Origin of the sequence: Streptomyces sp. NPDC051677, assembly GCF_044453465.1 — a bacterium.
Lineage (GTDB): Bacteria > Actinomycetota > Actinomycetes > Streptomycetales > Streptomycetaceae > Streptomyces.
In genome coordinates this window covers 68,421-91,680 of record NZ_JBITCT010000042.1, presented here as the reverse complement: position 1 = coordinate 91,680, position 23,260 = coordinate 68,421, and the positions used below count along the sequence as shown (strand labels likewise).

Annotated in this window: 21 protein-coding genes and 1 tRNA gene; 14 read left to right on the top strand and 8 right to left on the bottom strand. The window is 73.3% G+C overall.

Annotation, left to right across the window (positions count from 1 at the left end):
- The first annotated feature begins 58 nt into the window (after positions 1 to 58).
- From ACIBAF_RS37010 to ACIBAF_RS37000, 3 genes are all read left to right on the top strand, one after another.
- A complete protein-coding gene (locus ACIBAF_RS37010; protein WP_399469008.1) occupies positions 59 to 586 on the top strand; it encodes a hypothetical protein in 528 nt (175 codons plus the stop codon).
- A 103-nt stretch (positions 587 to 689) separates the two neighbouring features.
- A complete protein-coding gene (locus ACIBAF_RS37005) occupies positions 690 to 2,321 on the top strand; it encodes an MFS transporter (protein WP_399469006.1) in 1,632 nt (543 codons plus the stop codon).
- Positions 2,318 to 2,929, top strand: coding sequence for a TetR family transcriptional regulator (locus ACIBAF_RS37000; protein ID WP_399469004.1), 612 nt, complete (start codon positions 2,318 to 2,320; stop codon positions 2,927 to 2,929). Before ACIBAF_RS37005 ends, ACIBAF_RS37000 begins: the two co-directional genes overlap by 4 nt.
- 33 nt (positions 2,930 to 2,962) lie before the next feature.
- On the opposite strand, the gene ACIBAF_RS36995 is transcribed toward ACIBAF_RS37000, so the two are convergent.
- Positions 2,963 to 3,832, bottom strand: a complete 870-nt coding sequence (locus ACIBAF_RS36995; protein WP_399469002.1) for a spermidine synthase — start codon at positions 3,830 to 3,832, stop codon at positions 2,963 to 2,965.
- Positions 3,833 to 4,230: 398 nt separating this feature from the next.
- A complete protein-coding gene (locus tag ACIBAF_RS36990; protein WP_399469000.1) occupies positions 4,231 to 4,620 on the bottom strand; it encodes a hypothetical protein in 390 nt (129 codons plus the stop codon).
- A 256-nt stretch (positions 4,621 to 4,876) separates the two neighbouring features.
- On the opposite strand from ACIBAF_RS36990, the gene ACIBAF_RS36985 reads away from it, so the two are divergent.
- The gene (locus tag ACIBAF_RS36985) at positions 4,877 to 6,337 is read left to right on the top strand and encodes a hypothetical protein (protein WP_399468998.1); all 1,461 of its coding nucleotides are present in this window, start codon (positions 4,877 to 4,879) and stop codon (positions 6,335 to 6,337) included.
- Between the two features lie 55 nt (positions 6,338 to 6,392).
- Here ACIBAF_RS36985 and ACIBAF_RS36980 read toward each other — a convergent pair whose 3' ends face one another.
- A complete protein-coding gene (locus tag ACIBAF_RS36980; protein WP_399468996.1) occupies positions 6,393 to 6,986 on the bottom strand; it encodes a histidine phosphatase family protein in 594 nt (197 codons plus the stop codon).
- Between the two features lie 226 nt (positions 6,987 to 7,212).
- On the opposite strand from ACIBAF_RS36980, the gene ACIBAF_RS36975 reads away from it, so the two are divergent.
- From ACIBAF_RS36975 to ACIBAF_RS36945, 7 genes are all read left to right on the top strand, one after another.
- Positions 7,213 to 8,166 (top strand): phosphatase PAP2 family protein, encoded by a 954-nt coding sequence (locus tag ACIBAF_RS36975; RefSeq protein WP_399468994.1) that lies wholly within the window; start codon positions 7,213 to 7,215, stop codon positions 8,164 to 8,166.
- The gene (locus ACIBAF_RS36970) at positions 8,063 to 9,238 is read left to right on the top strand and encodes a hypothetical protein (RefSeq protein ID WP_399468992.1); all 1,176 of its coding nucleotides are present in this window, start codon (positions 8,063 to 8,065) and stop codon (positions 9,236 to 9,238) included. The genes ACIBAF_RS36975 and ACIBAF_RS36970 overlap by 104 nt, the downstream gene beginning before the upstream one ends.
- Positions 9,229 to 10,824 carry a hypothetical protein gene (locus ACIBAF_RS36965; RefSeq protein WP_399468990.1) on the top strand — a complete coding sequence of 532 codons (1,596 nt, stop codon included), beginning with the start codon at positions 9,229 to 9,231 and terminating at the stop codon, positions 10,822 to 10,824. Before ACIBAF_RS36970 ends, ACIBAF_RS36965 begins: the two co-directional genes overlap by 10 nt.
- A gap of 196 nt (positions 10,825 to 11,020) precedes the next feature.
- The gene (locus tag ACIBAF_RS36960; RefSeq protein ID WP_399468988.1) at positions 11,021 to 12,361 is read left to right on the top strand and encodes an AAA domain-containing protein; all 1,341 of its coding nucleotides are present in this window, start codon (positions 11,021 to 11,023) and stop codon (positions 12,359 to 12,361) included.
- Between the two features lie 326 nt (positions 12,362 to 12,687).
- Positions 12,688 to 13,056: a hypothetical protein gene (locus ACIBAF_RS36955; RefSeq protein ID WP_399468986.1), complete on the top strand. Its 369-nt coding sequence runs from the start codon at positions 12,688 to 12,690 to the stop codon at positions 13,054 to 13,056.
- 117 nt (positions 13,057 to 13,173) lie between these two features.
- Complete coding sequence (locus ACIBAF_RS36950) at positions 13,174 to 13,761, top strand: bifunctional DNA primase/polymerase (RefSeq protein ID WP_399468984.1); 588 nt, start codon at positions 13,174 to 13,176, stop codon at positions 13,759 to 13,761.
- Positions 13,752 to 13,825: transfer RNA gene (locus ACIBAF_RS36945), tRNA-Lys, on the top strand. The genes ACIBAF_RS36950 and ACIBAF_RS36945 overlap by 10 nt, the downstream gene beginning before the upstream one ends.
- A gap of 92 nt (positions 13,826 to 13,917) precedes the next feature.
- Here the strand turns inward: ACIBAF_RS36945 and ACIBAF_RS36940 are convergent.
- Positions 13,918 to 15,222 carry a M6 family metalloprotease domain-containing protein gene (locus ACIBAF_RS36940; protein WP_399468982.1) on the bottom strand — a complete coding sequence of 435 codons (1,305 nt, stop codon included), beginning with the start codon at positions 15,220 to 15,222 and terminating at the stop codon, positions 13,918 to 13,920.
- Positions 15,223 to 15,538: 316 nt separating this feature from the next.
- Between ACIBAF_RS36940 and ACIBAF_RS36935 the strand changes: the two genes are divergently transcribed.
- Positions 15,539 to 17,383 (top strand): putative bifunctional diguanylate cyclase/phosphodiesterase, encoded by a 1,845-nt coding sequence (locus ACIBAF_RS36935; RefSeq protein WP_399468980.1) that lies wholly within the window; start codon positions 15,539 to 15,541, stop codon positions 17,381 to 17,383.
- On the opposite strand, the gene ACIBAF_RS36930 is transcribed toward ACIBAF_RS36935, so the two are convergent.
- From ACIBAF_RS36930 to ACIBAF_RS36920, 3 genes are all read right to left on the bottom strand, one after another.
- Positions 17,362 to 18,450: an LLM class flavin-dependent oxidoreductase gene (locus tag ACIBAF_RS36930; RefSeq protein ID WP_399468978.1), complete on the bottom strand. Its 1,089-nt coding sequence runs from the start codon at positions 18,448 to 18,450 to the stop codon at positions 17,362 to 17,364. The two genes, ACIBAF_RS36935 and ACIBAF_RS36930, sit on opposite strands and share 22 nt — an antisense overlap.
- A 99-nt stretch (positions 18,451 to 18,549) precedes the next feature.
- Positions 18,550 to 19,281, bottom strand: coding sequence for an aspartate/glutamate racemase family protein (locus ACIBAF_RS36925; protein ID WP_399468976.1), 732 nt, complete (start codon positions 19,279 to 19,281; stop codon positions 18,550 to 18,552).
- Positions 19,278 to 20,093 carry an aspartate/glutamate racemase family protein gene (locus ACIBAF_RS36920; RefSeq protein ID WP_399468974.1) on the bottom strand — a complete coding sequence of 272 codons (816 nt, stop codon included), beginning with the start codon at positions 20,091 to 20,093 and terminating at the stop codon, positions 19,278 to 19,280. Before ACIBAF_RS36920 ends, ACIBAF_RS36925 begins: the two co-directional genes overlap by 4 nt.
- 159 nt (positions 20,094 to 20,252) lie before the next feature.
- Between ACIBAF_RS36920 and ACIBAF_RS36915 the strand changes: the two genes are divergently transcribed.
- Both ACIBAF_RS36915 and ACIBAF_RS36910 read left to right on the top strand, forming a co-directional pair.
- Positions 20,253 to 21,239, top strand: coding sequence for a D-2-hydroxyacid dehydrogenase (locus ACIBAF_RS36915; protein ID WP_399468972.1), 987 nt, complete (start codon positions 20,253 to 20,255; stop codon positions 21,237 to 21,239).
- Between the two features lie 23 nt (positions 21,240 to 21,262).
- Positions 21,263 to 22,645, top strand: coding sequence for an amidase (locus ACIBAF_RS36910; RefSeq protein WP_399468970.1), 1,383 nt, complete (start codon positions 21,263 to 21,265; stop codon positions 22,643 to 22,645).
- 35 nt (positions 22,646 to 22,680) lie between these two features.
- Here ACIBAF_RS36910 and ACIBAF_RS36905 read toward each other — a convergent pair whose 3' ends face one another.
- Positions 22,681 to 23,208: a DUF3830 family protein gene (locus ACIBAF_RS36905; protein ID WP_399468968.1), complete on the bottom strand. Its 528-nt coding sequence runs from the start codon at positions 23,206 to 23,208 to the stop codon at positions 22,681 to 22,683.
- Positions 23,209 to 23,260 lie beyond the last annotated feature (52 nt).

Below are 23,260 nucleotides of genomic sequence, written 5' to 3'. Positions count from 1 at the left end.
ACAACCGGTGACCTGTCCGTGCGACACCCATGGGGTGGGTGAGGCAGGATGGCCCGCTATGCGCAGGGGACTGGTACACGTACTCGCCTGGTTGTTCGCCACCGGCGCGGCGGTCACGCTGTCGTGGTGGGGTGTCCACACGGTGCTGGCGGGCACGGCCTACGACCCTCCGCGTGCTCTCCCGCTCGCCGTGGGCGAGGCGACCACGCAGGAGTCGCGGCCGCTGCCCTCGGCGCCCGGCCGCCCTTCCCCGACCCGGCCCCCGTCCCCGTCGTCGACGCCGACCCCGTCATCGACGGCGATCACGTCAGCTACGCCGACGCCTTCGACAGCGCCCTCCTCCAGCCCTTCATCCACCGCGTCCGACAAGGTCAGGGGCTATGACACCGACGGCGGCCGGGTGGTCTTCGAACTCGGCAGGACGTCCGCGTCGCTCGTCTCCGCGACGCCCGGGCCCGGCTGGTCCATGCAGACCTGGAAGACCGAGACCTGGATCCGGGTGGAGTTCACCTCGGGCGCGGACCGGGTGTCCGTGTTCTGCACCTGGCACGACGGGCCGCCGAGGGTGGAGATCGGGACGTACTAGGCCTCGCACCGAGCCGGAAAAAGTGGAAGCCAACTAAATATTGACAGTCAACTCCCATTTGGCAGTAGCCTCTCATCAAGCTGCTTCCTCAGGGGAGGTCCCCATGTCCGAACGCACCGCCCTGTCCGCCCTGTCCACCTCACCCCGCCGCTGGCTCGCCCTCGCCGCGCTCACCCTGAGCGTGCTGATCGTCGGCCTCGACGGCACCGTCATCAACGTCGCCCTGCCGACCATGGCCGGCGAACTGCACGCCGACAGCGCCCAGTTGCAGTGGATCGGCGGCGGCTACCTGCTCGCCCTGTCGGTCGCGATGCTCCCCGTCGGGCTGCTCGGCGACCGGTACGGCCACAAGCGGCTGCTGCTGTCCGGCATCACACTGTTCGGACTCGCCTCGCTCGGCGGCGCGCTCGCCACCACCCCCGCGCAGGTCATCGCCGCCCGAGCCGTCCTCGGCCTCGGGGCCGCCGCGATCATGCCGCTGTCGATGGCGATCCTGCCGCGCGTGTTCGCCAAGGAGGAGCTGCCCCGGGCGATCGCCGTCTGGACGGCCGCCACCGCGCTCGGCATGCCGGTCGGCCCCGTGGTCGGCGGCTGGCTCCTCGACCACTTCTGGTGGGGGTCCGTCTTCCTCTTCAACGCACCCGTCGCCGCCCTCGCCGTCGCCGCGGGCCTCTGGCTGCTCCCCCGTGACAAGTCGAAATCAACGAAAACCACCATCGAGGCTCCCGTCGACGCCCCCATCACCGCCCCCGTCGCCGCCCCCTTCGACATCCTCGGCGCCGCACTCGGCGGCCTCGGCATCACCGCCCTCGTCTACGGCACCATCCTGATCCCGCGCGACGGCTGGTCGGCGCCGACCGTCCTCGCCTCCCTCACCGCCGCGGCCGCCCTGCTCACCGCCTTCGTCGCGCGCGAGCACCGCACCCCGCACCCCATCGTCGACCTGAGGCTGTTCGCCGACCGCCGCTTCCTGTGGGGCACGCTGATCGCCGTCTTCGTCAACTTCGCGGTGATGGGCATCCTGTTCGTCGTCCCCCAGTACCTCCAGGGCGTCCTCGGCGCCGACGCCTTCGGCACCGGCCTGCGCGTGCTCCCGCTGATCGGCGGCCTGATGGCGGCCGCCGCGGCGAGCGAGGCGGTCGTCCCGCGGCTCGGCGCCCGGACGGTGATCGCCCTGGGCCTCGCGCTCCTGGCCGCGGGCAGCCTGCTCGGCGCCACGACCGCCCCCGCCGACGGCTACGGGTTCGCCGCCCTGTGGCTCGGCCTCACCGGCCTCGGCTTCGGACTGGCCGTCGTCCCGGCCACCAGCCTGGTGATGACTGCCCTGCCCAGCGAGAACACCGGGTCGGGCACCAGCCTCCTGGAGACCGTGCAGCAACTCGGCTCGGTCCTGGGCGTGGCCGGCCTCGGCAGCCTGCTCGGCTACGGCTACCTGGCCCGCCTGCACACCGACGGCCTCCCGGCGCAGGCGGCGGACACGGCCCGCGACTCCGTCTCGGGAGCGGACGCGGTCGCCGCCCGCCTGCACGACGCGGCGCTCACGGCCTCCGCACACGGCGCGTTCGTCCACGGCATGAACCTGGTCCTGCTGGCCTGTGGGGCGATCGCCCTGCTGGGCGCCGTCCTGGCCGCCGTCTTCCTGCCGGGCCGCACCACCTGCTCGCGGACGGTGGCCCGGGGCTGCTCCCGCACAGTGGCCCCCACCGCTTCCGAACCCGCAGAATCGGTCGCATGACACCGCACGAGACCTCCGCCGCCCCCGCCCTCGGCCTGCGTGAACGCAAGAAACTGCAGACCCGCGCGCGGATCCGCCGCGAGGCCTACCGCCTCTTCACCGAGCAGGGCTACGAGGCGACCACGGTCGACCAGATCGCGGACGCGGCGGAGGTCTCGCCCAGCACCTTCTTCCGGTACTTCCCCGCCAAGGAGGACGTGGTCGTCCAGGACGAGTACGACCCCGCCCTCGCCACGGCCCTGCGCGAGCGCCCCGCCGACGAGCCGCTCGTGGACGCGCTCCTCGCCTCCCTGCGAGGCCCCCTGGGCGCGATGCTCCAGCAGGACCGCGAGGACCTCCTGCTGCGCACCCGCCTCACCTTCACCGACCCCGCGCTCCGCGCCCGCAACGTCGCCGAGCAGGAGCGCAGCGAGCGCGCCATCGCCGAGATCATCGCCGAACGCACCGGCCGCGACGCCTACGACCTGGAGATCAAGTGCGCGGCCGCCGCCATCATCGGCGTGTTCACCGCCCTCGTACGGCACTGGGTGGACGGCGACGGCAAGGAGGACCTGGCGGAGCTGTACGAGCGGCATCTGCCGTTGCTGTCACGGGGGTTGGCCTTCTGACCTGCCTCCGGACCCCGCTGGTCCCTTGTTCCGCTAGCGGAACACCGACGGCGGCGGGGCCGGGGACGCCACCGCCGACGCGTCCGCGACCGGCGCCGCACCGCCGGTGAAGTCGATGAGGGCGCGGCCGTGCTCGACCCGCCCGGGGTGCGGGTCGGAGGCGGCCCGGCGGGTCAGTTCGGCGATCGGCAGGGGCAGGTCGGAGGCGACGAGGACGGCGTTGCCGAACCGTTTGCCCCGCAGCACGGTCGGGTCGGCGACCAGCGCGAGTTCCGGGAAGCGGGCGGCGGCGGTGGCGATCTGACCGCGCAGGTGGGCGAGCGGCGGGCCGTCGGCGAGGTTGGCGGCGTAGCGCCCACCGGGCTTCAGCGCCCTGCGGACCTCGTCGAGGAACTCGGTCGAGGTGAGGTGGGCGGGGGTGCGGGCGCCGCTGAACACATCGGCTATGACGAGGTCGGCCCAGCCGTCCGGCACCTTGGCGAGCCCTTCGCGCGCATCGACGGACCTGACCCTGATCCGCGCCCCCGGGTCCAACGGCAGCTCCCGGCGCACCAGTTGGACGAGGGCAGCGTCCCGTTCGACGACCTGCTGGGTGGAGCGGGGACGGGTGGCGGCGACGTACCGGGCGAGGGTGAACGCGCCGCCGCCGAGGTGCACGGCGTGCAGGGGCTTGCCGGGCGGTGCGGTGAGGTCGATGACGTGACCGAGGCGGCGCTGGTACTCGAAGGAGAGGTGCGCGGGGTCGTCCAGGTCGACGTGCGACTGGGGGGCTCCGTCGATGAGCAGCGTCCAGGCCCGCGCCCGGTCCCGGTCGGGTATGAGCTGGGCGAGTCCGCCGTCGACGGTCTCGACGACAGCGGCTTCGGCGTCCCGCTCACGCCGGGTGTTCCTGGACTTTCCCATGACAACATTTTCGCAGCCCCCGAACGCCCCCCGCGCGCCCAGCCGAACCACCCCCGACACCGGCGACAACGCCCTACGGATCCAGCAGCGACGCCCTGGCGTTCCGGCGCCCGCAACCTGCTGGTGCAGCACCGACGACCTGGGGTTCCGGCACCCGCAACCTGCTGGTGCAGCACCGACGGGCTGCGGTCTCAGCGCCGACTGGCTGCGGCTCCGGCACCGACGGGCTGCGGGGTCGGTGTGACAGGCTCCGGCGCCGACTGGCTGAGGCTCCGGCACCGACGGCCTGCGGTCTCAGCGCCGACTGGCTGCGGCTCCAGCGCCGACGGGCTGCGGGGTCGGTGTGACGGGTGCCGGCACCGAGCCGGGCCGTGGGGGCGGCGGTGACGGGCTGCGGCTCAGCGGCAGCTGTCTGCTGCTTCGATCATTCGGGCTGCCTCGCCCAACGCCCGCCGCAGCACCGCCGGGTCCGTCGCGAGGTCTGCCTCGCCGGGGGGCACCAGCCAGTCCGAGCCCTTGACCGGGGGCTCGGGGGCGAGTCTCAGTCCGCGGCCGTCGGTCTGTGTGCAGGTGCTGCCCGGCATGTCCCAGGCCGCCGCTGTCCCGGCCGGCACCACGAAGCCGAGGGTGCCGCCGCCGTCGTCGTGCAGGACGGGCCCCACCCCGTCCCCGGCCGCCGCCCTCCGCAGGATGTCGACGGCCTCCAGCCCCTGCCGGGTCGGCACCGTCACTAGGTCGCACGCCGCCCCCGACGGCACACAAGGATCGTTGCTCTGGCTGGTCTCCATCCCGGCCTCCACCGCGCAGCCCGCCTGTAGTCCGCAAAGCTCAACGCGGCACGGCGTCAAGGGCTACGGCGGAAGTCCGCCGCAAAGGATGGCAGTTCATGGCAGATCACGGATGAGATATCCGGTTTGTAGCCAAACAGCGCATGGCGGCCCGAGCACAGCAGGTACGTTCTTGCCCGCCGGGAACAAGGGTGCCACACGGACAACTCACCCCGATTCCGGCATGGTTCGACGGTTCGCACGAGAGGACCCGGCCATGGCGTCGTCAACGGTGCCCCCACCTCGGCCCGACCGGCCGGCCCGGCCCAACCTCGCCTTCCGGCAGGTGCGCGGACGGCGCTCGCCGGCCGAGTTCGCCGCGCTCGTACGGCGGGCCGCACGCGAGATCGGCGAGCGGGTCAGCTGCGACGCGCGCTACATCGGGCGGGTCGAGGCGGGGGAGATCCGCTGCCCCAACTACGCGTACGAACGGGTGTTCCTGCACATGTTCCCCGGCCGCACGCTGACCGATCTGGGGTTCGCCCCCCGCTCGTCCGTTCGCGGACGGGGGGCGCGCATCACCGAGGACGCGCCCTCCACGCACACCACAAGACCGGAGCGCACCACGAGTGACGGGCGGAACACGGGTGAGACGGGCAGGGCGCACGAGCCGTATGACACGCAGGACCCGTACGACACGCACCACAACGACGAGGAGAGCGACGTGCTGCGTCGCGCATTCATGACCGGCGGAGGCGCCACCATGGCCGCCGCCACACTGGGCCCCCTGGGGCTCGCCCCCGACGCGTCGGCGGCGGCACGGCCCGTGCGCCGCGCGGGGACGAGCGAGGCAGGCGCCCTCGAAGAAGCGGTCCGCCGGATCCGGCTGCTGGACGACCGGCACGGGGCCGACGGCCTCTACCGGCGCGCGGCCGCTCCCCTGCGCGCCGCCTACGCGCTGCTGGACGCCGGGACGACCCGGCAGACCACCGCCGACCGGCTCCACTCCGGGGCCGGGGAGCTCGCCATCTCCGTGGGCTGGCTGGCCCACGACTCGGGCCGGTTCGACGACGCACGCTCGCACTACGCGGAAGCCCTCGCCACCGCCCGGATGACCGGTGACCAGGCGCTGGAGGCGCACGCCTTCTGCAACACCGCGTTCCTCGCCCGGGACGCGGGCCGCCCCCGCGAGGCCGTCCGCGCCGCCCAGGCCGCCCAACGCGTCGCCCGGCCGCTGGGCTCGCCCCGTCTGATGTCGCTGCTCGCGCTGCGCGAGGCGGGCGGCTGGGCGGGGCTCGCCGACCGCACCGGCTGCGAGCAGGCCCTCGTCCGCGCCCAGGCCCTCTACGACCGCGGCCCCTGCGACGACGACCCCGAGTGGATGAGCTTCTACGGCGCGGCCGAGCTGGAGGGACTCAAGGCGCAGTGCTGGTCGACGCTGGGCGACTGGCCGCGCGCGGCCCGGCACGCGGGACGGGCCGCGGAACTCCAGGACCCGCACTTCACCCGCAACATCGCGCTGTACACGGCCGAGCTGGCGGACGACCTCGCGCGCGGGGGCCGCCCCGACGAGGCGGCGGTGGCCGGGATGCGCGTCCTGGACCTGCTGGACCAGGTCCAGTCGTCCCGCATCCAGACGATGCTGGCCGGAACGGCGCGGGTCCTGCTGCCGCACCGGCGGGCGACGGGCGTCTCGACGTTCCTGGAGCGACACGCCTCGACCCCGCGAACGGTGTGAACCCCGGCTCCCTCGAACCGCCCTCGCGTCACCGCCCGGACAGTCAGGGCCTGGCCTACGCGAGGTGCCCGAGGTCGTTCCAGCTCTCGATCGCCGGTTCGCCGTAGGCCCAGCCCAGGACCGACAGCGACGTCGGGTTCAGACGGATACGGGCCGCGAAGTCCAGCGGCAGACCCAGCCAGCGTGCCCCTATGGAGCGGAGGATGTGCCCGTGGGCGAAGACCAGCACATCCCGGTCGGCCGAACGCGCCCAGCCGACGACCTCGTCCGCGCGGGCGGCCACCTCGGCGAGGCTCTCGCCCTCGGGGACGCCGTCGCGCCAGATGAGCCAGCCGGGCCGGACCGCCTGGATCTCGGCGGGCGTCAGACCCTCGTAGGCGCCGTAGTGCCATTCCATGAGGGTGTCCCAGGTCGTGGCCCGCTCACCGAAGCCGGCGAGTTCGCACGTCTCACGCGCGCGTGCCAGCGGGCTGGTGCGTATCTCGACGTCCCTCAAGCCGTCGAACGGCGCCCGGTGCAGCCGCTCCCCGAGCAGCTTGGCGCCCCGTCGGCCCTCCTCCAGAAGAGGCACGTCGGTCCTGCCGGTGTGCTTCCCGGACAGCGACCACTGCGTCTGTCCATGCCGGGCCAGCAGGATGCGCGGTGCCATAAGGGGCCTTTCCGGGGAAACCCTTGGAGGGATCAGGGGAGAAAACGGAGGCGGAACCCCTCCATCATCGCTCACCCTGAACAAGGGCAACCCGCCGGGCGATCTCAGCGTCTTTGAGAGCCGGGGCGCTCGTCACGGGCGCGTACACGCGCCGTAAAGTGGCACGTCCCGCGCCACCGGCGCCATCAGCGACGAGACACAGCGACAAGAAGGGGGAGGCAATCGGATGCCGCAGACCGAGACACCAGGCACCGAGGCGGCCCCGCGGACACGGCTGCGCTGGTGGACCGAGCTGCCCCTGATCGTGCTGGTGTACGCCTGCTACTCGGCGGGCCGCCTGCTCGCGCGCGGCGACGTCACGACCGCGGTCGACCACGGCCTGGCGATCCTGCGCATCGAGAAGTTCCTGCACATCAACGCCGAGCACCCGCTGAACCGGCTGTTCAGAAGCCAGGCGTGGATCGGCGTGCCGGCCGACTTCTGGTACGCGTCGCTGCACTACGTGGTGACGCCCGCGATCCTGGTCTGGCTGTTCCGGTCCCGGGCCGTGCGCTACCGGGCCGCCCGCACCTGGCTGATGACGTCCACCTTCATGGGCCTCATCGGCTTCACCCTGCTGCCCACCTGCCCGCCCCGGCTGCTGTCGGCCGGCCACGGCTTCGTGGACACGATGGCCCAGTACAGCTCGTACGGCTGGTGGGGCGGCGAGGCCAGCGCGCCGCGCGGCATGGGCGGCATGACGAACCAGTACGCGGCCATGCCGAGCCTGCACGTCGGCTGGGCCCTGTGGTGCGGCGTGATGCTGTGGCGGCACGGCGGCACGCGCCTGGCGAAGACGGCGGGCGTCGTCTACCCGCTGGTGACCACGCTCGTGGTGATGGGCACCGCCAACCACTACTTCCTCGACGCGGTCGCGGGCGCGGCCGTGATGGGCGTCGGGCTGCTGCTGACCCCGCTGGTGATGCGCGGCGCGGACCGGGCGCGGGTGTGGTTCACCGCCCGGGTCCCCCTGCTCCCGGCGGACTCTCCCGGCGCATCGGCCTCGATTGTCAGTGGCGGATGCCAGACTTCCCCGGGTGAGCGAATTCCACGGCAGCGCGAGTCACGGCTTCGGCCCGGAACCGACCCGGGCGCCTCTCCCTCGGACGCGGGGGACGGCGCTCCGGCAGCGGCTCGCTGAGCTGCGCGGACCGGACGTACCGGCCAAGGCGCTGGACGCCCGCGCCCTCGCGGCGCTCGCCGCCAACCCGGGCTGCAAGCGCCGCGCGATCCTCGACGGCGCCGGGGTGGACAAGGCGGCGCTGGCCGGCGCGCTGGGCTCGCCGTCGACGTTCGGACAGTCCCAGTTCGCCCTCACACGCGGCAACGCGTTCGAGGCGAAGGTGAAGGCGGACGGCGGCGCGGAACTGCTGCGGCTGGTGCACGAGCGGCTGGACCCGGCCGCCGCACCGCCCGCGGGCGCCGCTGTGCCCGACCTGTCCGCGATCGGCCCCGAGGGCCGCACCGCGCGCACGGCGCTGGCGCTGCGCGAGGCCACCGGAGCGAGCGGCACATGGACGCTCCTGGACCACCCGATGATCGCGCTGGACGTCGCAGGCTCCCCCGCGTTCCTGGAGCCGGACGCGGTGGTGGTGCACCCGGACGGCAGCTGGACGGTCGTGGAGATCAAGTCCTTTCCGATGCTGGACGGCTCGGCGGACCCGGCGAAGGTCGGCGCCGCCGCCCGGCAGGCCGCCGTCTACGTCCTGGCCCTGGAGGAGGTCGCCGCCCGTCTCGACCCGTCCCCGCGCGTACGCCACCGGGTGCTCCTGGTCTGCCCCAAGGACTTCTCCAACCTGCCCACCGCCTCCGCCGTGGACGTGCGCAAGCAGCGTGCGGTCACCGCCCGCCAGCTGGCCCGCCTCACCCGCATCCAGGACATCGCCGACGCCCTCCCCGAGAGCGCCTGCTTCTCCCCCGACCTGCCCGCCGAGCAGCTCACGGCCGCCGTCGAATCGGTCCCGGCGACCTACGCGCCCGAGTGCCTCGCCGCCTGCGAGCTGGCCTTCCACTGCCGCGACCGCTCCCGCGCGGTCGGCGCGGTCACCTCGCTGGGCCGGTCCGTGCGCGCCGAACTCGGCGGGCTGACGACCGTCGAGGGCGTCCTCGCGGCGGCCCGCGGCGAGGCCGGAGACCCCACGGACCCGGCGGTGGCCGCCCTGCGCAGAGCCGCACAGCTGCGCGCCGAAGCCCTGGGGGCGATGTGTCACTGATCGCCACCCTCGCCCGCCTGGAGGCCGTCCGCACCGGCCGCGCCCAGCCAACCGCCACCGTCCGCCACCGGCGCCTCTCCGAGCGGCCGCTGGTCCTCGTGCCGCTCACCACCGCCGGCGAGGCCGGCGCCCCGCTGGGCGCGCTGATCGGCACCGACCGGACCGCGCCGCGGCTGCTCGTCGTCCCCCAGCCGCGCGACCGCGACCTCAGGTTCGCGTTCCTCGCCGAACTGGCCGACATCGTCCTGCCGTACATCGACGCGTACGCGGACGCCGTGGAGGCCGCCGAGCGCAACGAGACCGACCCGGAGACCGGCAAGCGCGTCAAGGTCGAGGTCGAGCTGTGCGCCGACGCGCCCCAGCTGATCGTCCCGAGCCGCGCCGGCGTCGACTTCATCCGCCTCCTGGGCCGCTCCATGCGCTTCCGGCGTACGGCGGAGCAGGACCCCGAGACGCCGTATCCCGCGCCCCCGCGCGTGCCGCTGCTCGGGCGGTGGCTGACGCACTTCGGGGAACGGTCCCGGGTGCCGGGGTCGTCGCTGCTGCTGGCGCTGACCGAGGTGCTGGGCCGACACTGGGCGACCGGACAGTCCAGCCTGGAGGACCAGCACCTGGGGGCGCTGCTCGCCTGGATCGCCCCGCCGCCGGGCGAGACGGGCGCGACGGCGGCCCTGCGGGCAGAGCTCGAACGGGACTCGGCCGGGCAGCTGCTGTGTCCGCCGGCCGGTCCGGCGACCGACCCGGCGTTCGACAACAAGCTGCTCGCCCCGGCCATCGAGCGCTACGACCGCGCGCGCACCGCCCTGGCCGCCGCCGAGGACGGCCTGCAGGCCGACGACCGGCTCGGCGCGCTCAGCGCCGCCGAGCAGGAGATCCGCGCGCTGGTGGGCAGCCGGACGCTCCCCACCTGGGAGAAGGTCTGGGACGGCCTGGACCTGTTGCGGGCGCTGCCGGAGGGCGCGCACGTCGAGGAGCGGTGGACGCGCGACCGCTGGTCGTTCACCGGGCACCGCGACCGGGTCGTCGCCGGAGAGCCCCCGCAGCCCCGCCGTGACGACGCGGTCACCGCCGCGAACAAGCTCGCCACACGCGAGCGCGAACAGGCCCGCCTGGAGGCCCAGGAGGCGCTGGACGATCCGCTGGTGATGGCCGGGCGGCGGCTGGCCGGGGAGGCGTTCGCGGGCGAGGTCGTCGACGTCGTCATGGCGTACAGCGAGAGCAAGCGGCCGAGCCCGCGCCCGCTGGTCACCGTGCGGTCGGACGACCGGCCGCGGCTCGCGGAGCGGGCGAAGGTCTTCCGGTCGCTGGGCGGGAAGCCGCAGGCGGCGGAGTTCGTGGAACAGGTGGAGGAGGGCCTGCTGGTGCTGCGGATCGTCGACAAGATGGGCCGCGGCAAGGAGCCCGAGGCGGGGTCCGTGCCCGAGAAGGGCGACCGGCTCTGCTTCACGCTCTTCGAACACGAACAGCGCGGCGGCGCGAAGCTGCCCGACCCGGAGGACACCCCGTGGACGCACGGCGGCCCGCCGGGTGAGGCGGCCGCCGTGCCGGAGGCCGCCGACCCGCTGACCCAGGAGGACCTGCTTTGAACCCTCCACCTCGCGGACGAGGAGGATTCCCGGCTCACGCCGCTCGGACGCTCCGCGAGCGCCCCAGTCTTACGCGATCAGCACCAGCCGGGTCGGAACCAGCCCGGTTTCCCCAGAGGTTGGAGTTGTTGTCCTGGCTTGGTTCTCGCTCAGCACGCCGCCAGCACTACCATCTGCTACGAGGGTGACACTAACGGTGACCAACGATGCCGTCTTCGACCCCGGTGCCGCCGCCGGCCGGGCCACCGACGCGATCCTGCGCGACACGCTGCACGGCGCCGCGCGCGGGGTCGTCGTCGACTCCCCGCCCGGCGCCGGGAAGTCCACGCTGGTCGTGCGCGCGGCGCTCGAACTCGCCGACGCGGGGCGCTCGTTGATGGTGGTCGCGCAGACCAACGCGCAGGTCGACGACCTGGTCGTGCGGCTCGCCGAGAAGAACCCCGAGCTGCCGGTGGGCCGCCTGCACAGCAGCGACGCCGACCCGTACGACAAGGCGCTGGAGGAGCTGCCGAACGTCAGGAAGTCGGCGAAGGCGGCGGAGCTGGCCGGCCTGCCGGTGGTGATCTCCACCGCCGCCAAGTGGGCGCATGTGAAGGTCGACGAGCCGTGGCGGCACGCGATCGTGGACGAGGCGTACCAGATGCGGTCGGACGGGCTGCTGGCCGTGGCCGGGCTGTTCGAGCGGGCGCTGTTCGTGGGCGATCCGGGGCAGCTGGACCCGTTCTCGATCGTGGGCAGCGAGCAGTGGGCCGGCCTGTCGTACGACCCGTCGGCCTCGGCGGTCTCGACGCTCCTCGCGCACAACCCCGAGCTGCCGCAGCACCGTCTCCCGGTGTCCTGGCGGCTCCCGGCGTCGGCGGCGCCGCTGGTCTCGGACGCCTTCTACCCCTACACGCCGTTCCGCAGCGGCACCGGCCACGGCGATCGCCGGCTGTCCTTCGCCGTGTCCTCGGACGGCTCGGCCGCCGACCGGGTGATCGACGAGGCGGCGGAGTCCGGCTGGGGCCTGCTGGAGCTGCCCGCCCGGCACACGCCCCGCACCGACCCGGAGGCGGTGCGGGCGGTCGCGACGGTCGTGCGACGGCTCCTGGACCGAGGCGGTGCGGCCACGTCCGAACGCTCGGACGCCCCCACTGCCCTGACCGCCGACCGGGTCGCCGTCGGCACGGCCCACCGCGACCAGGCGGCGGCGGTGCGGGCGGCACTGGCGGAACTGGGCGTCGCGGACGTCACGGTGGACACGGCGAACCGCCTTCAGGGCATGGAGTTCGACGTCACGGTGATCCTGCACCCGCTCTCCGGCCGCCCCGACGCCACCGCCTTCCACCTGGAGACGGGCCGCCTGTGCGTCCTCGCCTCCCGCCACCGGCACGCGTGCGTGGTGGTCTGCCGGGCAGGCGTGAGCGACCTCCTGGACGACTACCCGTCCACGGAACCGGTCCAGCTGGGCACCCTCGTGAAGTTCCCGGACGGCTGGGAAGCGAACCACGCGGTGCTGGCGCACCTGGCGGAGCACCGGGAGGTCTGGCGTCCCTGACCGCCACTCCGTCACCCGCCCGGCGGGCGATCAGCGCAGCTCCGGCCGATCCGCCGGACGCCCGCCGCGGCAGCGGCATGTCGACACGGCGGCCCGCCGCCGGGGGCGGCCGATGGTTACAGCCCCGGACGGCTGGGAAGCGAACCCCGCGGTGCCGGCGCACCTGGCGGAGCACCGGGAGGTCTGGCACCCATGAGCGCGACCCCGCCCAACCCCGGGAACATCGAGGGGGTCGGGGGCCTTGAGAGGGCGAGGCTAGGGCCTCTTGCGCGACCAGGGGACAATGGAAGGTGGTCCGCATCCGAACCGTACGAGGAGGCGAAGACATGGCGGAGCCCACGCCGCGTCGGAACGAACAGCGGCTACGCCCCGCGCCCCTGCTCTTCGAGCCCGCCGAGGCTGCCGGTGATCCAGAGCACTTCTTCGACCTGGAGTCGATAGACGATCCGGGCGCGCTGCTGGCGCGGGCGACGGAGCTGACGCTCGCGTTCCGGGCGGCGGCCGACCGGGCGGTGGAGTTCCAGGCGATGGCGGCGGCGCAGCTCGCCGATCCGCGCCGCTTCGACCGGCTGACGGCGGCGGACATCGCCGAGCGCGCCGAGTGGACCGAGGACTACGCGAAGAAGATGGTCGAGTTCGGCCGGGATCTGCTGAGGGGCGACGCCGAGGGGCGGGGGCACGTCGACCCCGTGTGAGGGCAAGTCCCGCCTGGCATATGCCGGGCGGGCAAGATACCCCCTCCGGGCGTGTCCCGTACCCACTTCCCGCAACCCTGTGAGATCGGCCGCTCACCACCGGTAGACCTGTGCGGTATGAGCAGCCCCTGCGACGAACCCATCGGCGTCACCCCGGACGGCGCCGCCTGGCTGGCCTCCGCCGGAACGTATCCGCGCAGCACGCTCGCCCTGTGGGAGGAGCGGCCGCACGCCCCGGTGGTCCTGCCCTGCGGCTCGGTGTTCGACATCGTCAGCGCACCGGCGATGTTCGGGCGGCTGATGCTGGACCGGCTGTGGAGCGAGGGGCCGGGCTCCGGTCCGGTGGCCGCGTTCCGGGGTCGGACGCTGCTGTTCTCGGCGCCGGGTACGGCCCAGCGGCTGCCCTCGCTGTTGGAGTGGGAGGAGTGGAGCGCCGACGGCCGGCCGGACGGCCGGGCCGGCACCGTGCCGCCGCTGCTGTGCCACGGCACCGGGGACGCGGTGACCGTGCCCGCGCTGACCCCGGCCCGCGAGGGGGCCTCGACGCGCTGGATGGTCGCCCCGGACACGCGTCAGCCGTGGCTTCCGGGGCCCGAGATCCTGCTGTGGGCGGCCGTCCGGGCGGCCCGTTCGGCCGTGCGGATATCGATTTCACCTCCCGCCGACCAGGATGCTAATGTCTACGACGTCAGCAGGCGCCGCTAGCTCAGTTGGTTAGAGCAGCTGACTCTTAATCAGCGGGTCCGGGGTTCGAGTCCCTGGCGGCGCACAGACGGCAAAGGCCCCTCGCGAAAGCGAGGGGCCTTTCGCATACCCCTTTCCCGTGGGCCCGCTTTAGCGTGCTCCCGGGCAGGACCGGGCCTATGGCGCCGCGGGCGTGATCCGTACCGTCCACTCCCCCGACGCCGTGCGCCCCTCCACGTCCACCCGTACCCCGTCGCCCGGCACCGTGAAGGTTTCGCCGAGGGCGACCGGGGCGTCCGCGAGGGGTGGGAAGACGGAGTTCTCCCAGCAGGCCTCGGTGCTCGGGTGGGCGTCGATCACCTCGACGGGGCCGCGGCCGGAGCGGGCGCCGCTGCTGACGCGGTAGACGAGGACGCCGGAGCGGCAGGCCGCGCTGTCGACGCCCACCGGGCTGCGCGCCTCGAAGGCGAGCACGCTGTCGGGGCCGGTGCGCACGACCGCGAGTTTGACGCCGTGGCCGAGTCCGAAGGCCGGCGCCCCGGAGGCTCGGGTGACCGGCACGCCCGGTCCGGCGCCGAGGGGTTCCAGGGTCAGCCGGGTCGGTCCGGGGCCCCGTACGCACGCCACCTGGCGTGGATCCAGCCAGCCCAGCTTCCACTTGTGCCAGGCGAACAGGTCGGGGGCGAGGCCGAACTGGCTGCCCATCAGGTCCCAGTCGCCGACGTAGGTGTCCCAGTCGCCCTTGCCGTCGGCGGGGCGGTGGTAGAGGTCGGGCAGGTCGAAGACGTGGCCGGTCTCATGGGCGAGGACGAGCCGGTCCGGGGGATGCTTCTCGAAGACCGTGACGACGCGGCCAATGTCCGTGCCGTCGGCCGTCAGCGGGGTGTCCAGGTTGACGACCTTCGTGGCGTCCGAGTCGACGCCGGGCGCGTCCGGGTCGGCCACGAAGTAGACGACGTCGTAGCGGGAGAAGTCGACCTGGGGGTCGGCGACGGCCAGCGCGTCGTGCAGGTAGGCGGCCCGGCTCTCGGCGCTCCAGTCGCGCCGTATGGCGTAGGCGGTGGACGGCTTCGGCATGCGGATCCAGCGCTTCAGCGGGTGCGGGCGCAGGGTGAACCTGCCGTAGGACGCCTCTTGGTAGAAGCGGCTGGTGGCCGGGAAATGGTCGGCGGCCAGTTCGGCGGGGGAGGTCGTGGGGGGCCGGTCGGGGAAGGAGAGGAAGACCATCACCGCGTCGAGGGAGCGGGCGGGGCGGGGGTAGGCGGTGTTCCAGGTGTCGAGGCCCTCGGAGTGGTGGGCGGCGGTGCGGGTCAGGGCGCAGGGGGCCGCGGAGAGGGGTTCGGCGATGGAGGGGCCGCCGACCAGGGAGGTCGCGGCGAGCGCCGAGAGGGTGGTGAACACGGCCGTGGTCGTGCGCAGTCGGGGGCGCGGGATCGGTAGCGGTAGCGGTAGCGGTAGCTGACGTCGCGGCAGTCGCGGCACTTCAGACCTCCGGGGGCGGTTCACGGGACACCGCCACCCAGCCTGTGTGAATTTGTAGTACTACGCCCTGTTTGTCTGCCCCAGACGAGTGAGGCGGCGGAAAGCGGGCATCACCCCGACACCCCCGGAATTCTCACGGAACGTCACAAGCGGTCGCCCGACCGCAGAACCGGGCCAGGTGCGGGCAGAAACGATCTGTCAGAAGGGTGGGTTGTTCCGGGACACTGGGCAGTGGCTGCGCGGGTCCGGGGGCAGCCTCTATGATCGGCAGACTTTCCTGCACGGACAGAGATCGAGTGCACTGCGGGAGCGAGCGGTGAGCGGAACGTCCGAAGGGCCGACGCCCGCGGCAGACCTCGACCGGTCAGCCGTCACAGAGAGTGACATCAACAGTACGGAAAGCGGGCCCCGGGTCCACCGGCCTCCGGCCTACCGTTCCGTCTTCGCGGCAGCACCCCTCGCCATGGCCGTGGTCGACCGCGAGGGTCTGATCGTCGACGCCAATGACGCGCTCGGCGCCCTGCTCGGCGACGCCGCGGGCCTGGTCGGGCGGGTCGCCTCCGATCTGCTGGACCTGGCCTCCGACGCCCGGACCTGGCACGCCTACCGCGAGGTGCTGCGCGGCCGGCAGGCGAAACTGCGCTGCACCCGGCGGCTGAAGCAGCCCGACGGGCGCTCGCTGTGGGCGCAGGTCACCGTCTCCCCGCTGGACGCGGACACGCCCGGCGTGCTGCTGTCGGTCACCGACGTCAGCGCGCACCGTGACCTCCAGGCGCGGCTGCGGCACCTGCAGATGCACGACCCGGTGACCCGGCTGCCCAACCGCACCCTGTTCTTCGAGCGGGTGTCGGCCGCGCTGGAGGCGGAGGCGTACGAGCAGAGCGGGACCGGCCGGATCGGCCTGTGCTACCTGGATCTGGACGGCTTCAAGGCCGTCAACGACACCCTCGGTCACCGTGTCGGCGACCGGCTGCTGGCCGCCGTCGCCGACCGGCTGACGGAGTGCGCGGAGGAGGCCGGGCGGACCAGGCCGAGCGTGCCGCTGGTGGCGCGGCTGGGCGGCGACGAGTTCGCCCTGCTCGTGGAGGACTCCACCGGCACCGAGCAGCTGGCCGATCTCGCCGAGTCCGTGCTCAAGGCGCTCCAGGTCCCCTTCGACCTGGCCGGACACCGGCTGAACGTCTCCGCGTCGATCGGGGTCGTGGAGCGGCACGCGGCCGGCACCACCGCGACCGGGCTGATGCAGGCCGCCGACACGACGCTGTACTGGGCGAAGGTGGACGGCAAGGACCGCTGGACGCTGTTCGACCCGGAGCGCAACGCGCATCTGATGACCCGCCAGGCGCTGGCCTCCACGCTCCGTCCGGCCATCGAGCGCGGCGAGTTCCGCCTCGACTACCAGCCGCTGGTCGGCATGTCGGACGGCCGGCTGCACGGGGTGGAGGCTCTGGTCCGCTGGGACCACCCCCGGTTCGGGCTGCTGTCGCCGAATCGGTTCGTCGCGCTGGCCGAGGAGGACGGCTCGATCGTGCCGCTGGGCCGATGGATTCTGGCCACCGCGTGCCGCCAGGCGCGGCAGTGGCAGCTGGACAACCCGGCCGAGCCGCCGCTGTTCGTCAGCGTCAACGTGGCGGTGCGTCAGGTGTGGGACTCCGACCTGGTGGCGGACGTCGCGGAGGTCCTCGCCGAGACCGGGCTCGCCCCGCATCTGCTGCAGCTGGAGCTCACCGAGTCGGCCGTGATGGGTTCGGCGGGGCGGCCGTTGCAGGCGTTGCAGGCGCTCAGCGACATGGGCGTGGGCATCGCCATCGACGACTTCGGCACCGGCTACTCCAACCTCGCCTATCTGAGCCGGCTGCCGGTGTCGGTGCTGAAGCTGGACGGGTCCTTCGTGCGCGGCTTCCAGTACGAGGGCGCGGGCGCCGCGCCGAACCCGGCCGACGAGGTCGTCGTCGAGGCGATGATCGACCTCGCCCACCGGCTCGGACTGACCGTCACCGCCGAGTGCGTGGAGACCTCGGCGCAGGCGACCCGGCTGCGCAGCATCGGCTGCGACACCGGGCAGGGCTGGCTGTACTCCCGTCCGGTGTCGCCGGATCGTATCTCCGAGCTGCTGGGGACCGAGTCCGGAACCGAGTCCTACGCGGTCGGCAACCCGTAGGCGTCGGCGATCAGTTCGTAGGAGCGCAGGCGCAGCTCGCCGCGGTGGGCGTGGCTGGTGAGCATCAGCTCGTCGGCGCCGGTGCGCTTGTGGAGGTCGTCGAGGCCGGTGCGGACCTCGTCGGCCGTGCCGTGGATGATGTTCGCGGTCCAGGAGTCGACGAACTCCCGCTCCAGGGAGCTGAATTCGTGCGCCTCCGCCTCCTCCGGGGAGGGGAACAGGCCGGGGCGGCCGCCGCGCAGGCGGACCATGTTGAGGCCGGTGGCCAGGGTCTGCCGGCGGGCCTCGCGCTCGTCGTCGGCGGCGAGCACCGAGACGCCGATCAGCGCGTACGGCTCGGCGAGCACCGCGGACGGCCGGAACGACTCCCGGTACAGGTCGAGGGCCGGGACGGTGTTCTGCGCGGAGAAGTGGTGCGCGAAGGCGAAGGGCAGACCGAGCATTCCGGCCAGGCGGGCGCTGAAGCCGGAGGAGCCGAGCAGCCAGATCGGCGGCCGGTGCGCCGACTGCACCCCGCCGGGGGCCGTGCCCTGGACGGGGCCGGGGATCGCGTGGATCCGGCGGTAGGGGTGGCCGTCGGGGAAGTCGTCGTCCAGGAACCGGGTGAGCTCGGCGAGCTGCTCGGGAAAGTCGTCGGCGCCCTCGTGCAGCCGCTCGGTGCGGCGCAGGGCGGCGGCCGTCGCGCCGTCCGTGCCCGGCGCGCGGCCGAGGCCGAGGTCGACCCGGCCCGGCGCGAGCGCCTCCAGGGTGCCGAACTGCTCGGCGATGACGAGGGGCGCGTGGTTGGGCAGCATCACGCCGCCCGAGCCGAGCCGGATGCGGTCGGTGTGGGCGGCGAGGTGGGCGAGGATCACCGCGGGCGAGGAGGAGGCGACGCCCGGCATCGAGTGGTGCTCGGCGACCCAGTAGCGGAGAAAGCCACGCGACTCGGTGAACCGCGCCAGCTCGACGCTGGTGCGCAGCGCGTCGGTGGCGGTACGACCGGAGCCGACGGTGACCAGGTCCAGCACCGAGAGGGGTGTCGGGGCGCTCCCCAGCACCGCGCCTCGGATCTCGTCTGCCACCACGGGGTTCCTCCTGTTGTCGACCGTGCGCTGTCCTCGATCCACTAACAGGAGGGTGTCTCCGCTTATTCCTGGGGGCGCGAGGACACCCATGCCCCCGGTTCACACCTGCACGATCGGCTCCCGGGTGAAGAGGGCGCCCAGGCCCGGTGCGTTCACGCGTCGGTCGGCGAGGCGCAGGGCTTCCCAGACGGTGACCTGGTTGGCGGTGAGGACGGGTTTGCCGAGTTCCTTCTCCAGGCGGGGGAGGTGGGCCACCGTGTGCAGGGCGGCGTCGGGGAGCAGGACCGCCTCGGCGTCGGGGGTGTCGGCCTGCCGGGCAAGGGCCAGGACCTGGGACTCGTCCCAGGCGCCGACCTCGGCGGCCGTGATGATCCCGGCGCTGCTCAGGGCCGTCACCTCGACGCCCCCGGCCCGCAGGAACCCGGCGAACAGCCCGGCGACGTCGTCCGGGTACGTCGCCCCGACGGCGACCCGCCCGGCGCCGATCTCCTGGGCCGCGTGCACGAAGGCGAAGGAGGTGGAGGAGGCCGGCATCCCGGCCGTCGTGGCGAGGGTGCGCACCTGTTCCTGGGCGCCCTCCCAGCCGTGCACGAAGCCGCCGCTGGTGCAGGCCCACACGATCGCCTCGGCGCCCGCGAGGCGCAGTTGCCCGACGCCGTCCGCCAGCCGCTCGGGCGCTCCCATCTGCCGCAGCGCGTCGACCCGGTGCGCGTCCTCGCCGATGTCCGTGTGGACCAGGTCCAATCGGACGTCGCTGCCCAGGAGCTGCTCGATACGGGGGTAGTCGTCCTCGGCCGAGTGGCCCGGGTAGAGGAAACCGAGTGCGGTCATGTCCAGCCTTCCTGCTGCTGCTCTTCTTCCGGCAGTACCGGGGGTTCCCGCAGTACGGGGGGCCACGCGCGCGCCGATGCGTCCAGCAGCGCTTGATACGGTCCCACCGCTCGGGTACCCAGTCGGCGCAGCGCCGCCCACATGGTCACCTGGTTGGCCGAGATGACCGGTATGCGCAGTTCGGCCTCCAGTTGGGGGATGACGTCGTAGGTCGGCAGGTTGGTGCAGGAGATGAACAGGGCGTCCGCGCTTCCGGGGCTGCGCACCGCCCGGTGGGCCATCTCCACCACCTCCCGGTACGGGACTTTCCAGATGTGCCGGGTCAGGCCCATGAACGCGCGTCCGGTGACGGTGCCGCCCGCCTCGGCCACGTACTCCTCCAGCGCCCGGGTCACCGACTCCGTGTACGGCGTCACCAGGGCGATCCGGCGGGCTCCGAGCTCCGCCAGGGCCTCGGCCAGCGCCCCCGACGTGGTCACGGCGGGCATCGCGCCGGCCCTGGTCATCGCCTCGCACATCGCCCGCTCCCCCGCGATGCCGCCGACGAAACTGCCCGAGGTGCAGGCGTAGGCGACGGCCTCGGGGGCGACCGCGATCAGCGTGCGGACGGCGTCCCCCAGCGTCTCGTGCTCGCTCACCCGGCGGGCCAGATCCAGGCTGACCTCGACGGGGACGTACGGCGTGCGGGTCAGGTGGAGCGAGACGTCGTCCGGCGTCCAGCGCCACAGCTCGCGGTCGAGCGCGAAGTCGAAGGGGGCGACGACGCCGAGACCGCGCTGGCCTCGGGGACCGCCGAGAAAGGTGATGTCCATGGCCGGCACCGCCCTCACCGGGATACAGCGGATACAGGATGCGCAACAAGCCGTATGGACGGCCTTGTTGACGACGGTAGGTTCGGGTGCGAACGTGGTCAATCCGCGCACGTCAGACACATGGTCACCAGCGACGACGACGGAGGGAGGCGGCACCGGATGACCGTCGGCCCCGTCTCGGCCCCTGCCTCGGCCCCACCGTCCGTCCCCACCGTGCTCGTCCTGGACGCCGAGCCGCTGCCCCGGCTCGGGCGGCTCACCGGGCGGGCCCGGGTGCTGCACACCGACGAGGCCTCGCTCGCCGCGCGGCTCCCGGCGGCGGACGTCCTGCTGGTCTGGGACTTCACCTCGCACGCGGTCCGCGCCGCCTGGCCCGGCGAGGGGCCCCGGCCGCGCTGGGTGCACACCGCGAGCGCGGGCGTGGACCACCTGATGTGCCCCGAACTCGCCGCGTCGGACACGGTCGTGACGAACGCGCGCGGGGTGTTCGACCAGCCGATCGCCGAGTACGTCGCCGCGCTGGTCCTGGCGATGGCGAAGGACCTGCCACGCACCTGGGAGCTCCAGCAGCGCGGCGAGTGGCGGCACCGGGAGAGCCGACGGGTCGCCGGGACGCGGGCCGTCGTCGTCGGGTCGGGGCCGATCGGGCGGGAGATCGCCCGCGTGCTGAAGGCGCTCGGCATGACCACGGCCGTCGTCGGCCGGGTCCCGCGCACCGGCATCCACGGCCCGGACGACCTGAACCGGCTCCTCGCCCGCGCCGACTGGGTGATCGCCGCCGCCCCGCTCACCGAGCAGACCCACGGCATGTTCGACACCCCGCTGTTCGGCGTGATGCAGCCGTCCGCCTGCTTCGTGAACGTCGGCCGCGGGCAGCTCGTCGTCGAGGACGCGCTGGTGCGGGCGCTTCAGCGGAGGTGGATCGCGGGCGCGGCGCTGGACGTCCTCGCCGCCGAGCCGCTCGCTCCCGACAGCCCGCTGTGGCAGGTGCCGGGACTGCTGATCTCGCCGCACATGAGCGGCGACACGGTCGGCTGGCGGGACGAGCTCGGCGCGCAGTTCGTGGAGTTGTTCGAGCGGTGGGCGGCGGGCCGGCCGCTGAAGAACGTGGTCGACAAGCAGCGCGGATACGTGCCCGGACACTGACGTCCCCGCCCTTGGGAGGGTGCATGACCGACCTCGACCTCACCGCACTCACCGCGGTACAGCTCCTCGACGGTTACCGCAAGGGCGAGTTCAGCCCCGTGGAGGCGACCCGCGCGACCCTGGAACGGGCCGAGCGGATCCAGCCCGAGGTGAACGCGTTCGTACGGCTCCTGCCCGAGGAGGCGCTCGCGCAGGCCCGGGGCTCGGCGGACCGGTGGCGGCGCGGGGAGCCGGCGGGAACCCTGGACGGGGTGCCGGTGACGGTCAAGGACATCTTGTTGATGAAGGGCCATCCGACACTGAAGGGCTCCAAGTCCATTGCCGAGGAGGGGCGTTGGGACGAGGACGCGCCGTCCGTCGCCCGGCTGCGCGAGGCCGGGGCGGTGTTCCTCGGCAAGACCACCACCCCCGAGTTCGGCTGGAAGGGCGTGACGGACTCCCCGCTCACCGGCGTGACCCGCAACCCGCACGATCCGTCCCGTACGGCGGGCGGTTCCAGCGGCGGGAGCGCGGCCGCCGTGGCGCTCGGCGCGGGACCGCTGTCGCTGGGCACGGACGGCGGGGGCAGCCTGCGCATCCCGGCCGCGTTCTGCGGGATCTTCGCGCTGAAGCCGACGTACGGCCGGGTGCCGCTGTACCCGGCGAGCGCCTTCGGCACCCTCGCGCACGTCGGTCCGATGACCCGGGACGCGGCGGACGCGGCCCTGCTGCTCGACGTGATCGGCGTGCCGGACGCGCGGGACTGGTCGGCGCTGGGGCCGCCGGCGGCGGGTGAGTCGTTCACGGCGGGGCTCGGTGGGGGGGTGCGGGGGTTGCGGGTCGCGTACTCGCCGTCGTTCGGCGGGCAGGTCGCGGTGCGGCCGGGGGTCGCGGCGGCGGTACGGGAGGCCGTGGAGCGGTTGGCGGGGCTCGGCGCGTATGTCGAGGAGGCCGATCCGGACTTCACCGATCCGGTGGATGCCTTCCACACGCTGTGGTTCGCCGGGGCGGCGCGGGTGACCCAGCATCTGGGGGCGGAGCAGCGGGCGGCGCTCGATCCGGGGCTGCGGGAGATCTGTGCCACGGGGGCTCGGCTCAGCGCGCTCGACTATCTGGCCGCGGTGGATGTCCGGATGGAGTTGGGGCGGCGCATGGGGCTGTTCCACGAGGCTTACGACCTGCTCGTCACGCCCGCGTTGCCGGTCACCGCGTTCGAGGCGGGGGTGGAGGCGCCGGCGGGAGCGGGGCATCGGCGGTGGACGGGGTGGACTCCGTTCACGTATCCGTTCAATCTGACGCAGCAGCCTGCGGCGAGTGTCCCTGTGGGGCTTGACGCCGGGTTGCCGGTGGGGTTGCAGATCGTGGCCGCCCGGCATCGGGACGACCTGGTGCTGCGGGCTGCGCACGCGTTGTGCGGCGGATTCTAGCGGGGGATTTTTCCGCCCCCGAAAGGGCCTCGTCCTCAGACTCCCCCGGAGGGGGTACCCCCAGACGGGCTGAGCGGGCGGAACCGTAGCGTTTCTCCTGCCGCGCCCGTCCTCCACAAGTCGTTGCATGCTTCCGCCATTTCCTCCAGGCCCTCCACCACCCGGCCCCAGACGATGCCCGGGACCCAGCCGACGTCGCCGTTGAGGAGGAGGTTGTTGCGTTCGTAGAACAGGGCCAGGTCCACGACCGTCGTGCCGGGGCGGACCTCACGGTCGTAGCCGTATGCCTGGGTGCCCAGTTCCGTGCCGGCGAAGGAGAAGTAGCAGAGGTCGCCGGGGATGGGCGTGACCGTCGGGTTCTCCAGGGGCGGCTCGGCGGGCGCGAAGGGCGGGAACAGGGCGTAGATCTCGTTGCGGGCGTACTTCGCGTGGTAGACGTCGCCGGAAAGCGGAAGCGAATCCCAGACTGCGGAGCAGGTGATCGGGGCCCGGTCGTCGAGCAGGACGGCCGTGCAGGTGATTCCCCGCTTGACCAGCGAGACTTCGATGTAGCGGTCAGCCATGCGTTCCATGGTCCCGCGTCGGTCAAGGGGGCCGCGGCCGGAAACGGGGCTC